General features: G+C 70.1%; 7 protein-coding genes and 2 pseudogenes. 5 read left to right on the top strand and 4 right to left on the bottom strand.

The window, feature by feature from the left end:
* Positions 1-149: 149 nt before the first annotated feature.
* A complete protein-coding gene (locus ACZ9QC_RS37415; protein WP_472917141.1) occupies positions 150-2,477 on the top strand; it encodes a transketolase-like TK C-terminal-containing protein in 2,328 nt (775 codons plus the stop codon).
* A gap of 512 nt (positions 2,478-2,989) precedes the next feature.
* Here the strand turns inward: ACZ9QC_RS37415 and ACZ9QC_RS37410 are convergent.
* Together ACZ9QC_RS37410 and ACZ9QC_RS37405 are read right to left on the bottom strand one after the other, a co-directional pair.
* Positions 2,990-3,187, bottom strand: a pseudogene (locus ACZ9QC_RS37410) (IS1380 family transposase); the annotation flags it as partial.
* 55 nt (positions 3,188-3,242) lie between these two features.
* Positions 3,243-4,445 (bottom strand): hypothetical protein, encoded by a 1,203-nt coding sequence (locus ACZ9QC_RS37405; protein ID WP_472917140.1) that lies wholly within the window; start codon positions 4,443-4,445, stop codon positions 3,243-3,245.
* A gap of 578 nt (positions 4,446-5,023) precedes the next feature.
* Here ACZ9QC_RS37405 and ACZ9QC_RS37400 point away from each other — a divergent pair.
* Together ACZ9QC_RS37400 and ACZ9QC_RS37395 are read left to right on the top strand one after the other, a co-directional pair.
* Positions 5,024-5,182 (top strand): hypothetical protein, encoded by a 159-nt coding sequence (locus ACZ9QC_RS37400; protein WP_472917139.1) that lies wholly within the window; start codon positions 5,024-5,026, stop codon positions 5,180-5,182.
* A 42-nt stretch (positions 5,183-5,224) separates the two neighbouring features.
* Positions 5,225-5,848 (top strand): TetR/AcrR family transcriptional regulator, encoded by a 624-nt coding sequence (locus tag ACZ9QC_RS37395; RefSeq protein ID WP_472917138.1) that lies wholly within the window; start codon positions 5,225-5,227, stop codon positions 5,846-5,848.
* 294 nt (positions 5,849-6,142) lie between these two features.
* Here the strand turns inward: ACZ9QC_RS37395 and ACZ9QC_RS37390 are convergent, their stop codons facing one another.
* Both ACZ9QC_RS37390 and ACZ9QC_RS37385 read right to left on the bottom strand, forming a co-directional pair.
* Positions 6,143-7,330 carry an MFS transporter gene (locus ACZ9QC_RS37390; RefSeq protein WP_472917137.1) on the bottom strand — a complete coding sequence of 396 codons (1,188 nt, stop codon included), beginning with the start codon at positions 7,328-7,330 and terminating at the stop codon, positions 6,143-6,145.
* Positions 7,331-7,572: 242 nt separating this feature from the next.
* Positions 7,573-10,794, bottom strand: coding sequence for a bifunctional cytochrome P450/NADPH--P450 reductase (locus ACZ9QC_RS37385; RefSeq protein ID WP_472917136.1), 3,222 nt, complete (start codon positions 10,792-10,794; stop codon positions 7,573-7,575).
* Positions 10,795-11,420: 626 nt separating this feature from the next.
* Here ACZ9QC_RS37385 and ACZ9QC_RS37380 point away from each other — a divergent pair.
* Together ACZ9QC_RS37380 and ACZ9QC_RS37375 are read left to right on the top strand one after the other, a co-directional pair.
* Positions 11,421-11,594: pseudogene (locus ACZ9QC_RS37380) on the top strand (alpha/beta fold hydrolase); the annotation flags it as partial.
* A gap of 389 nt (positions 11,595-11,983) precedes the next feature.
* Positions 11,984-13,045: a zinc-binding dehydrogenase gene (locus tag ACZ9QC_RS37375; protein WP_472917135.1), complete on the top strand. Its 1,062-nt coding sequence runs from the start codon at positions 11,984-11,986 to the stop codon at positions 13,043-13,045.
* Positions 13,046-13,399: the final 354 nt, after the last annotated feature.

Raw genomic sequence — 13,399 nt, 5'->3', positions numbered from 1 at the left:
GCGGTGGGTCCTCGCGCATCTCTCCCGCTCACGACTCCCAGACCGGCGCGAACCAGGCAGCCTTCTCGATGGCTCCTCACCCTGCTGATGTGAGTGCGCAAGCGCACGCTCACGGTTCGTGTTTCACACCGAAGTAGAGGACGGCAACCATGACAAGCCCCCCACTCGACCGGACCACGACCTGCGAGGATCTCGCCGTACTCCGCGAGGTCGAGAACCGGGTTCTGTGGTTGTCGACCGCGATGGTCGACCATGCCAATCGGGTCCGCCCCAACGCTTCGGGCCTGAAGGTGGGCGGACACCAGGCGTCGTCGGCCTCGATGGTGTCGCTGATGACCGTCTTGTGGTTCAGGCATCTGCGCGTCGGCGACCGGGTTTCGGTCAAGCCGCACGCCTCGCCCGTCCTGCACGCGATCAACTACCTGCTGGGCAGCCTCGACGGGTCCTACCTCTCTCGGCTGCGCGAGTTCGGCGGGCTGCAGAGCTACCCGAGCCGCGCGAAGGACCCTGACCCGGTGGACTACTCGACCGGCTCCGTGGGCATCGGCGCGACCGCGCCGATATGGGGCGCGGTGACCCGCCGCTATGTGGAGTGTGCCTTCGGCGGAGCCGGCACCGGCCGGCAGTACTCGCTGGTCGGCGACGCCGAACTCGACGAGGGAGCGGTGTGGGAGGCCGTGCTGGACCCTGCCGTCTCCGACCTGGGCGAGATCGTGTGGATCGTCGACCTCAACCGCCAGTCGCTGGACAGGGTCGTCCCGCACCTGGCCGCAGACCGACTCCGTGGGCTCTTCAGCGCCGCCGGCTGGCAGGTGATAGAGCTGAAATACGGAAAAGTCCTCGAACAACTCTTCCGGGAGCCGGGCGGAGACGCCCTTCGTCGGCGTATCGACGAGATGAGCAACCCGGAATTCCAGCGCCTGTTGCGCTGCGACGCCGGCGAGGTACGCCGTCGGCTGCCCGGCACCGGCCCCGATGCGGCCGACATCACCAAGCTGATCGCCGGGCTGGACGACGAGAGCTTGGTCAGGGCTCTGGCCAACCTCGGCGGCCATGATCTTGACAGGCTCGACGCGGCATTCGGTGCGATCGACGACACACGGCCCACCGTGATCCTCGCCTACACCGTCAAAGGCTACGGCCTGCCCATGCAGGGCCACCCTCAGAACCACTCCGCGCTGCTCACCGGGGACCAGATCAGTCAGCTGGCGGACCGGGTCGGGGCTGCTGTGGACGACCCGTGGCGGCCGCCACCCGCGGACAGCCTTGCGGCGGAGCTCTGCCGCAAGACCGCACAGCGCCTGCGACGGGAGGAAGTCTCCCCCGTCCCGCCGCAGACTCTGCCGCTCGACCTCGGCCGCACATCCACGTCCTCAAAGGCCACCACCCAGGCCGCGCTCGGTCGGACACTGCTCGACCTCACCCGCCAGGCGCCCGAGGTCGCGCGGCGCATAGTGACGGTGAGCCCCGACGTCAGTTCATCGACGAATCTCGGTGGGTGGGTCAACAAGGTCGGTGTCTGGTCGGCCACCGAGCGGACCGACTGGTTCGCCGACGACCGCGAAACGATCCTGCACTGGCGGGAACAGCCCAGCGGACAGCACATCGAGCTGGGCATCGCCGAGGTCAACCTGGTCGGCCTCATCAGTGAGCTCGGCACGGCCTGGAGCCGGTGGGGCCAGCCCCTGCTGCCGATCGGCGTGCTCTACGACCCGTTCGTCGAACGCGCCCTGGAGCCGTGGTCGTACGGCATCTACGCCGGGGGACAGTCCATTCTGGTCGGCACCCCTTCCGGGGTGACCCTCGCCCCGGAAGGCGGCGCCCACCAGTCGATCAAAACTCCCTCCATCGGCATCGAACAGCCCGGCTGCGTCACCTATGAACCGGCCTTCGTCATCGACACCGAATGGACCCTGCTGGCCAGTCTCGGACGCCTTGGGAAGCCGGATGGCACCTCGGCCTACCTGCGACTGTCCACCCGCCCGATCGATCAGGGCCTCGCCGCCGTCCCGGTCGATCCTGCCGCCCGGGAACACCGCCGACGGCAGGTCGTGGCCGGGGCCTACGCGCTGCGGCGCACAGACGACCCGGCGGTGACCCTCGCCGTCATGGGCGCCCTCGTACCGGAAGCCCTCGCAGCCGCCGACCGCCTTGAGCAGAGCGGCATCCGGGCTGATGTCATCTGCGTCACCAGCCCCGACCTCCTCTACCGCGCCGTGCGTGCCCGCCAGGGCCAGGACCCGGCCGACCACTGGATCCTTGACGAGGTGTTTCCCGCCGACAGGGCGACACCCTTGGTCACGATCCTGGACGGTCACCCGCACACGCTGGCCTTCCTCGCCACGATCAACCAGGTCCCGACCACAGCACTCGGCGTCACCCGCTTCGGACAGTCCGGCTCCCTGGACGAGGTCTACCGGTACCACCACCTTGACACCGAAAGCATCGTCGGGGCCGCACTGGACCTGGTCGATTAGCCCCCCGTTCAACTCAAGCCCGTACAGCTCGATCAGAGAACAACCCGCCATGAGTAGCAGGCGCCTGGCTCACGCGGTGCTACAGACGACGCGCGCGAAGAACTTCTCGACTGGTATCGCAACGCCCTCGACGCGCACGTCGTCTGCGAGAACGACGTGCTCATCGCGGACTCCGAGCGCGGTAGCCAGCGGCCACACGTCGCGTCGCTCCTGGGCCGCCTTGGGCCATCGCACGGACTTGGCATGCATCGGATTCCGGGCAATACGCTTGTCGTCGACAGCCGCCCCAAAATGGAGGAGAGCTGGGGCGGGATGCCTCACTGATAGTCGACCGACGAGCCGGTTGACTCCAACTTTGCCATGTACCCACGAAGTTCGGCCGCCGTGACCGAGGGCCCGGTCGAATGCCACGTTGGCATGAGGTCGGCCGGACCCTGGGAGCGGAGTGACCGGTCAGCTGGACGCGGGTACGGCCTGCCGGGCTCCTACGGTGCGCTTCGGGGCCGTGGCCGGAGGTTCCACAGGCCGGTCGAACGTGCGGCCCGGATGCGGTCCTCCGCGCGGGCCCGCACCCGGTGGCGGAGTTCGAGTTCGGCGATCGGCCGGTCGGGGGTGTTGGTGGCGAAGCAGGTGAGCCGCATGCCGTCCGCGTCCGTGATTCTCAACTGGGCTCCAGGGCGCGGCCGTTCCTTGCGAACGGTCAACCGCATGTACAGCCGGAACCGCTGTTGCGGCGCTGAGTGATGCCTCTGGCCGTCCCAGAGGTCATCCGATGCTCAGGCCCTGGGGCGCGGCCGGGGCCGGTTCGCGCACGGCCAGGTACACCGCGTGCACCGCGAGCACGCGCTCGATCTCGTCGATGATCGGAGCGAAGAACTGCTGTCGATGGTCCGCGTCCGTCATCGAAGTGACCGCGAAGTACATGCTGCCGAACGCGGCGAGGAGTGTGGCGTTCCGCAACATCGCGACGGGGATCACGGGGAAGAGGGCGGACATCTGTGGATTTTCGCCGATCCACTGTTCCGCTGTCTCGGGCGTGACCACCAGCACGCCCAGGGCGAGGAAGAAGGTGAACAGCGTCAGGCCGACCACCGCTGCCTGCACGAGCTGGCGGCTGGCCAGCATCAGCAGCAGGTTGCGTTCCTGCCGTGGGGTCAGCGGCATTGCAGGCAGTTGACCGTCGGGCGCCAGCTGCTCGACCCGCACACCGGCCAAGGGAGTGTCCCGGCACGCCGCCGCGAGCGTGGGTCGGCTGAGGTCCTGCTCGACCCGGCCGATCTCGTCACGCAGGCGGGCAGCGGCGGCAAGCACGGTGATCGCGGCGAAGAGCACGACGACGAGTACGACCCGCCACCACGCCAGCCGGTTCATGGCCTGCCACAACTCGCCGGTGAAGAACAGGAAGAGCGTGACGAAGAGCAACGCGGGCAGCGCCCGGCCCAGCAGGTGCACGCTGTTGCGCAGGTCGAAGACCGAGTGGCGGACCGCCCGACGCAGTAGCGTGCCGAGACCGTAGGTGGTGGCCAGAAGTGTGGCGACGAAAACGGCGGCGAAGAAGATCACGAAACCCAGCAGCCCGACCACGTTGCCGCCCGGCGGTGTGACGGCTCCGTCGACGGCGAGCTGCAACAGAGGTACTGCGACGGGCATCGTGGCGTACGCGGCGAGGATCGTGATGGCGGCCCTGCGCGAGAAACGGGGAAGCCGCCGGACGAGAACGGTACTTGTGCCCCACGCGGCCAGCGTCACCACGGCGACGCCACCGAGCAGGATCCACCCGTGCGAGCCCGCGGATCTGAGCGGGACGAGCCAGGCCAGGCTGGCCAGCGCCACAAAGGCCAGCGACGGCAGCATTCGGGGGAGCACGTGATCGACGAAGCCGTACCCCTCGATCATCGTGGGTGCACCTCGCCGGACAAGCCAACCTTCGGTTCGGCGTATCACCGCCTGCGGCACCGTGAACGGCATGACCGACCCGCCCTTTGCTCACTGTGGATGAACGATCCGAACATCAACTCGACCGCACCTTATGCCAAGACTCGTGACCAACTGGGAGGGGCACCGGTTCGAGTCAGCGACGACTGGTACTCGCACTACGCGAAGCCGGCTTGGCTCATGTGGCGGCGCCGGCCTGGCGGGATGCCGAGCGTCCAGGCGAGCGGACGCATGGCGGAGCCACTCCTCGGCCGCGCGGAAGTAGCCGTCCCCCGGTCGGTCTGCAGACCGACGAGCCGGCGCAGCCTCACGGTGCCGTACCGGCCTGCCGCTCCCGTCGTACATCTCGAAGTTTTCCAGCGACACTCCCTACCGCCGGCTCAGCACCTCGCGTACGACCGCTACGCCGCCCTCGAACGCGGCGGGCTGCGCGGCGCGCGGCGCGGTGATCCGCTGCAGGGTCTCGGCGATGTTGTTGCAACGTCCTGTCCCTGCGCCACCTCATCGCGGGCACCGACCGGGCGGGGGTGCTCCCTGAGCGTGCCGCCCGTCCGGCTTCTTCCGGCAGCGGCACGACCCTCGTCGACCTGCCTTTCGGGAAGGGACCGCTGGTGGAATCACTGTTGTGGCACCCCCTGCACGAACGCGACCCCGCTCATATCTGGCTGGGCAAGATCGCGGCCGAGGCCGGCCCCCTCGTTGCCGTGAGCATGGCAGAGACCGACCAGCGCGACCTCAGCCGCAGAAGGAGTGCCGGAAACGTGACCTGATCAAACGATTCATTCACTGGACTAAGTCGCTACAATGTCTTCATGGCTCATGTATCCGCGGCAGAGCGCCGTCCTCAGCTGATCAAGGCCGCCATCGCCCTCATGACGAGGGAGGGCGTCGCCGCCGGAAGCACCCGCGCCATCGCGGCCGAGCTGGGCGTGGCCCAGGCAACGGTGCACTACACCTTCGGCACCAAGGAAGATCTGTACGGAGCCGTCATGGAGCAGCTCACCCACAATCTGATCGCACAGGTCGAACGGGCGGCGCCCGCGGACGCCGGCTTCGAGGAGACGGTCGCGGCACTCGCCGCCGCCCTGTGGCAGACCGTGCGCGAGCAGCCGACCACCCACCAGCTGCTCACCGAACTGTCCATGTTCGCGCTCCGGACACCACGACTGCAGGAGGCCCTCGAGAGCCACTACGGCCAGGTGACGGCCGTGACAACGAGGCTGGTGACCGAGGCGGCCGAGCGCACCGGTCACCAGCTCGCCCAGCCGGCGGAGACCATCGCCCGGTTCTTCCTGGCCGGCTTCGACGGCCTCTCGGTGCAGCATCTCTCACTGCCCGACGAGGAGGCCGAGCTCACCTGTCTGCGGGCCCTGGTCTCCGCCGTCGTCGCTCTCGCCGGAGGCCGAATGGAGCTCGTGCCCCTGCCGAAGAGCTGACAACAGGGCGGAACAGGCCGGCCTCGCCCTTGTCGCCGTTACCCAGCGATGAGCCGCGGACGTCGGCCGACCGGAAGGTGCCTGATCCGCGGTGAAGGGCCGGTCGTAGACCTCCGGTCCGGCGGCGTCATCTCTTCGCCGGAGCAGCGTCTGCGCCCCGTGGCCAAGGCAACCGACCCTCCACGCCCAGGCAGCCGACCCTCCACGCCCAGGCAGCCGACCCTCAACGCCCAGGCAGCCGCTGCCCCTGACATCGGACAGGGGCAGCGGCCGTTCCGCGAGGTCGGGACGTCTTCAGACCGTCGGCACGCATCCGGGCTGCGGTTCGTTGGTGGCCTCGCCACTGGCCACCGTCATCCTCAGCAGGGGCAGCGAGGCGAGGAAGGTGCCGATCGCCAGGACGATGCCGAGCACGTCGGCCCCGGCACCCTCGAGAACGGCTCCGACGGCCAGGGGCCCGATGCCGGTGCCCAGCGCACCCGCACCGCTGAGGGAGGCCACCAGGCGTCCGGTCGGGTCGATGAGCGCCGCGGCGGCGAGCATCTGCACCAGGACGGCCAGTTGGCAGGCCTGCCAGAGGACGGCCGCGACGGTGAAGAACACGGGGTCGTGGGTGAGGACCAGGGCGGCCATCGCGAGGGCCTGCGCCGTGACGAAGACGGCCATCGACCGCATGCGCCCGAAGCTCCGCGCCGCCACCGGACCCACCACCGCGCCGGCGAGCGCCACGACGCTGGAGATCGCGAGGACGGCCGATACGGCTGAGTGGGACATGCCGGTGTGCTGACGACCGAGGACCGAGGCGTACGACCACGCCCCCTGGGTGACGGCCCACAGCAGCGCGGTCCCGAGGAGCAGCACCACGGACGGCTTGGCCGCTGTCGTCTCTCCCGTACCGGCGGACCCGGCGCCCGATGTCGCGGGGCCGTCCGGGAGCCGGCGTGTCAAGGGCCAGGCAGCGAGACAGCACAGCGCCATGAGCAGGAAGCCGGTGCCCTCCCCCAGGTCGTGGTTGGCCGCGGGGACGCCCACGATCAGCAGCGCCGTCACGCCGACCACGCCGGAGATGGTGACTGCGGACGCCTTGTCCGCGTCGTCGGTGGCGGCGAGCGCCGCCGTGGCCGCCGCGTAGACCGCGCCGAGCCCCGCGCCGAGGACCAGGTTGGCCAGGACCAGGCTCACCGGGTCGGTGACCGCCGCCGCCGCCAGAAAGCCGACGCCCGAGACAGCCAGGCCCAGGCGGGTCATCCGCACCCGCCCCGGCCGCGCCGCCCGCTTGGCCAGCAGCAGCGTGACGACAGCGGTCGCCATCAGCTGGGTCGCGGCCACGAGCCCGGCGGCGGAGTCCGACAGCGCGAAGCGCGTCGCGAAGTCGTCGACGAAGACGGGCATCACGTTCGCTCCGCCGTTGCCCAGGGTCACTCCGGCGATGAGTGCGACCGCCACGCCGAAGGTCAGGGCGGAGCCGCTGCGTGCGTTCACCGACCGCTCCTCTGCGGGGAGTTCTGCGGGGAGTAGGGAAGGGCCAGCGGCCCTCGGCGGGGCGCGGAGCGTGCAACGAGCATGAGAACCTCACGAGTTCGGAAGCGAAGACACGGGGAGATGCAGCGGGACAGGGGGTGAAGAAGACAGGGCCACGGACCTGGGGGGAGCAGTGTCCGTGGCCCTGTCGCTCGGTGGGGTGTGCGGTGGACGTCGGCCACCGCACACCGGGCGGTCGGCGGTCAGCCGGCCCAGACGTCCTCGACGTAGGTGCCGGACTCGATCAGCGCGGCCAGCCAGGCGCTCGCCTCCTCGTCACCGGCGCCGGTGTACGTGCGGTAGATCGCCATGAACGCCTCCCGTACCGCCGGAGCCATGCGGCGGCCGTCTCCGCAGATGTAGACGCGTCCGCCGGCCTCCAGTGCCGCCCAGACCTCGTCGCTCTCCTTGGCGATGCGGTCCTGGACGAAGCGGGCGCCGTCCTCGGCGGCGCAGGAGAAGGTGGGCCGCATGCTCACGGCTCCGGCTGTCTCGGCCGCCTCGAACTCCTCGCGGTGGAGGTAGTCAACGTCGGGGTGGTCGCAGCCGAAGTAGCACAGCAGGGTGCCGGTCGACTTGGTGTGGTGGCGGTCCAGGACGGCCCCGCGGAAGGGGGCGAGACCGGTGCCCGCGCTGACCAGGATCACCGGCACCGAGTCGTCCTCGGGCAGCCGGAACGCCTCGCTGCAGGGCAGCACCCGCGCCTGGACCGTGTCGCCGGCGTTCACGGTCTGCAGGTAGTGCGAGCCGATGCCGCGGAAGGTGCCCTCGCCACCCCGGTGGGGCGCGGCGAGCAGCGACACCATCAGGTCGACCTCACCGGGTGCCGCCGCTGCGGACGAGGAGATCGAGTAGTGGCGCGGGCGCAGCACCGGCAGCAGCTCCAGGAAGACCTCGAACGGCAGCTCGCAGGCCCGGTAGCGCTCCAGCAGGTCCAGGAGGCTGCGTCCGGGGGCGGTCACCTGCTCGCGGAAGGTCTCCTCGTCGGCGGCGGCGAGTTCGGCCAGGGGGCGCTTCTCGGGCGGGCAGGCGGTGTGCTCGGCGAGTACGGCGATCTGCTCCTGGGTGGCGGCATCCTGCAGTTCGACGAAGTCGGTGAGCAGGCGGCGCAGGGTCAGCGGGCGGTCGACGGGCAGGGCGCCCCGGCTGCGGCGGCGGGCGCGGAGCCGGACGGTGCGGTCCAGGTCGAGGGAGAAGCGGTCGGCCACCCGCTGGACGAGGGCGGCCGGGTTGCTCGGGAGCACAGCCAGGTGGTCGCCGGTGCGGTAGGTGACGCCCTCGGGCAGCCGCAGCTTGAGGAAGCGCTTGGAGCGGCCCAGTTCGTGGTTGAGGTCGACCAGTTCGTAGGCGTCGAGGACCTCCATCGGCTGTACGCCGTGCCGTGCCGCGAGCCCGCCGATGACCGAGTCGGTGGTGTCCTGCAGCTCGTACAGGCCCGTCTCCTGGTCGGCGTCCGGCTCGGTCTGCTGTATGTCTGCGGCGGTCCCGTACTGCTCCAGCAGGGCGGTCCACAACTCGCCGGTCCAGCGGTCGACGGTGCCGGCGAAGTCGCCTGCGGCGTCCGCGGCACCGCGCTGCAGCAGTGAGGTGGCGCCCGCGGCACTGAGCCGCTCGTCGATGAGGGTGGGGACGCGCTGGTAGGTGGCGGCCCAGTTGCGGTCGCCGACGCCGAGTACGGCGTACTGCAGGCCGTCGAGCGCGCCCGGCTCAAGGCCCTCCAGCCAGGCGACGAACTCCGTGGCGTCGTCGGTGGGGCGGCCGTTGTAGGAAGCTGCCACGATCACCACCGGCCCGTCGCCGGGGGAGAGCTTGCCCACGGCGTCGTTGAGGGGCGCGACGGACGGCGCGAAGCCGCGCTCGTCACCGTCCACCGCCAGGTCGCGTGCGATGCCCGCGCAGGTGCCCAGGTTGGAGCCGTGCAGCAGGGTCAGCGCGGTCCCGGTGGCGCGCCGGACGGCGGGCCGGTCCTGGCCTGCGGGGGCGTTGCCCGCGGCGAGGGCCACGGCGGTGGGCAGGCGGCGCTCGCCGCTGGTGCGCCGGGCCAGGTTCAGGGTGAACTCGTCCGGCTTGAGGGTGAGCGACTGCTTGATCTTCAGCTGGTAGTTGGTGTGGTCGATCAGGCGGTAGCGGTGGATCACGAGCGCGAGGACCAGGGTGGCCTCGTGCAGCGCGAACTGCCGCCCGATGCAGGCGCGTTCACCGCTTCCGAACGGCTTGAACAGGTGGACCGGCCGCTCCTGTTCCCGCTCGGGCAGGAACCGGTCGGGGTCGAACAGCTCGACGTTCTCGCCCCACGCGGGGTCGCGGTGCAGCTGCGGGATGAGGACCTGGATCGACTCGCCCTTGCGCACGGCGTACTTCCCGCCGATGACGGTGTCCTCGATCGGCTCCACCGCGAAGGCGGGCGCCGTCGGCCACAGCCGCAGGCTCTCGTTGAGCACCTGGCGGATGTACGTCAGCTTCCCGATGTCCCCGTAGTCGGGCTCGGGGGCGTCCGAGTCGCCCCACAGGGCGTCGACCTCGGCCTGGGCCCGGGCCAGCACCTCGGGGTGCTTGGTCAGGTAGTAGAGGGCGAACGACAGGGCACCACTGGTGGTCTCGTGGCCGGCGATGAGGAACGTGATCGCCTGGTAGCGGATGTTGACGTCGTCCAGCGGCTCGCCCGTCACCGCGTCACGGGTGTGGAGCATCCGCCCGAGCAGGTCGTCGGTGCTGGTGTCGCCGGACGCCCGGCGCTGCCGGATCACATCGTCGACCAGGCCCTCCATCAGGGCCACGTCCTCACGGAACTGCTCCGCCTGCTTCCACTTGAACAGCTCCGCGCCCGGGATCGACTCCCCCTTGTCCTGGGCGAAGCCGAGCGCCCTCGACAGGGCCGTGATGAAGGGGTGCGGCTCCTCGCGGCTGAAGGACTCGAAGTCGTAGCCGAAACCGCACAGGCCGATCGTGTCGAGGGTCAGCCGTGTCATGTCGTCGGCGACGTTCACAGCCTCCGCACCGGCGGCCTGATCCCACTTCCCGATCAGCTCCCGGGCGACCCGGAGCATCGTCGCGTGGTAGCCGCGCATCGCACCGAGGGAGAACGCCGGCATCAACACGTCGTGCGCCTTACGCCAGTTGGGCTCGTCGTTGAACGCGGTGAACAGCCCGTCCCCGCCGATGTCCCGGAGGATCACGAGGTCGGGGTGGACGTTCTTGCGGAACCGGCTCTCGTCCGCCAGCTCGGTGACCAGGTCGAGACCGGAGGCGAAGTTGATCTCGTTGCCGAAGACGCGGAGCTTGAACAGCGGCCCCAGCTCCTTGGCCTCCTTCATCACATAGAGCAGCCCGTCGGCGCCGCTGGGGATGTCGAACGCGTGGCCGACCAGGGGCAGGGCGGGACGCTGAGGAATCGGCTCGGTTCCGCGCACGGTCTCGTGAGTCATGAGCTTGCCTTTCGTTCGGCACAGGCTGTCGCTGGCCAGAACCATACACACGACATTGTCGGACGACAATGTCGCTCGATTGTGGCGGTCGACACAGTCGACTGAGGGAACGTTCGGAGGGCTTGAAACGTCAGGCCGGACCAAGGCCGGGGGAACCCCCCCTCCACTCACAGGCCCGTCACAAGGCACGAAGCCCCTCCCCCGACTCACCGTCGCCGGAGGGCTTCGCAGACCGTTGCCAGACCACGTTCGTTTTCCAGACCCGTTCGATCGAGCCGTGGCCCTGGGCCGGGGTCAGCAGGCTTCAGGGGGTGGGAACAAACCGGATCGGGTCGCCGATCTTCTTCTCCAGCCGGGTGGCGGCGTCGGCGGCCTCGGCCAGCGGGGATGTGCGCGGCGACGGACGGGGCCAGATCGATCCGTCCGACGGAGGTCAGGCCGGTGAACTGTTCCACGTGCTCGCACCCGGAGCCGTCGTGGCCGCGGATCCGTCGCCCCGGAAACTGAACCCGGTGCCGTCACGGACGACGATCGACTCCGGAGCGAGCCCTGCGAGAACCAGGATTCCGCCGGCCCCCAGCGCGGCAGCCGCCTGAGCCCGAGCGGTCGGCACGCCGGCGAAGCGGGTGGGGCGCGGCGGTCGCAGGCTGAACGCCGCCGTGGGCGGCACCGGCAGCCCGGTCGTGCCGCTCCACGGTTTTCCACAGACGCACGTGATGTGGCGACACAAGGTCGCCGACCACACCGTCACATGTCCCGACCCGCGCGGCTACGGCGCCGGCGCCAAGCCCGCCGAAAGCGCAACTCCCTGGGACGGTACGGGGCTCCATCGCGCCTGAGGGCAGGCGTGCGCTGACTGGGCCGTCGGCGCGGGAGCCGATCGGCCTTCCCTGTATCGGGGAGGCGCGGACGCAGGTGGTCGCCTCGCTGGATGCCGGCGTCCGGCGGCTCGCCTGCGACGCTCCGGCCTGCCTGACGGGGGAAGCCTTCACGCAATCCAGTCGACCAACTCAATCAAAGGACATTGTCGAATGACAATGTCGGATGTATGTTTGCTTCATGCCGCCGCGTCGCTGCGGACACCAAGGCAGACCTGTACTCACCAAGGCCTGCCTTCCCCAGTGCGTTACCGGGGTCATGGCGACCTCGCGGCCCTGCCCGTAGACATCCAAGAAATCGAGGTCACACCATGCCCACGATGCTCGCCGGACGCCTCCACCTGGACACTCAGACGTTTGCGGTGGAGGAGGTGGCCATCCCCGTTCCCGGCCCTGGAGAGGTGCTGATCGAAGTCAGGGCCGCCGGAGTCTGTCTGTCCGACGTCCACTTGATCGACGGCAGCCTCAGCTCGTCCTTCCCTGTTGACGAGGTGGTCCGCTCGCGTGCGGTCACCCTCGGGCACGAGGTCGCGGGCGTTGTCCACACCCTCGGCCCGGACCTGATGGGGGATTGGGCCCCCGGCATGCGTGTCGCTCTGCAGGCTGGGCAGGCGTGCGGCCAGTGCGACGACTGCATGCGGCGCTCATCGTGTCGGATGCCGCTGACCCGTGGAGTCGACTACGACGGCGGCTGGGCCGAGTACGCGATCGCCCGCGAGGACACGCTCGCCCCGATCCCCGACCACTTGCCGTTCGACCAGGCCGCGATCATCCCCGACGCGGTCTCCACCCCCTACGCCGCGATTGTCGAGACGGGCGCTGTCCGCCCGGCGCAGGCCGTCGGCATCTGGGGTGCGGGCGGCCTGGGCGCGCACGGCATCCGGCTCGCCCGCCTGGCCGGGGCGACCCCCGTCATCGCCATCGACCCGCTGCCGAAGGCCCGCGAGCGCGCCCTCGCCTTCGGCGCCGACTTCGCGCTCGACCCTGCCGCGGCGGACTTCGCCGCTGTTGTGGACCTCGCCACTGGTGGCCGTGGCCTGGACGCCGCCTTCGACTTCGCCGGCGTCCCCGTGGTCCGTGAGCAGGCCGCGGCCGTCCTTGGCCCCGGCGGGGTGCTGGTACTGGCTGGACTCACCCCCAAGCCCCTCACCGTCACCGACAGCACGGAGTTCTGCTTCCGCGGCAACCAGATCCGTGGCCACTACGGCTCCGGACCTGAACACGTGACCCAGCTCATCGGCCTGGCTTCCACCGGCCGGCTCGACCTGGCCCCCTCCATCACCGCCCACATCCCGCTGGCCGAAGCCGCCGACGCCGTCAGCCGGCTGGAGAAGAAGATCGGCGACCCGATCCGGTTCGTGCTCACCCCTTGAGCGTCTGTCCTACGTGCTGAGCGGGGGCCCGGACGATCGGAGCACGCGGTCGGTGGTGCCCAGAGCTCCACGTACCCGGTGCTCACCGTCGTCCGATGGCTACGCGGATGAATCGCAGGAGAGGAATGAGCCTGTGCCCGTTCCCTCCCCACCGTGCGCCCGGATGATGTCAGGCGGGTCGGCGATGGCCGACCAAGCCGCGCGCCGACGCCTCCTCAAGGTCCGGATTCGGCGCGCGTCTCAGCCCCTGTTGCCCCGGGGTCGCGGCTGAGCGGCTCGTGGCCCCGGACCGCGCCGGGACCGTTGGGGCGGGACCGGCGCGGCACAGGAGCCCGGCGGTGGCCTGGTGAGGTC

It is taken from the genome of Streptomyces sp. HUAS MS02 (genome assembly GCF_055702265.1).
This window is presented reverse-complemented; position numbering and strand designations above follow the sequence as displayed.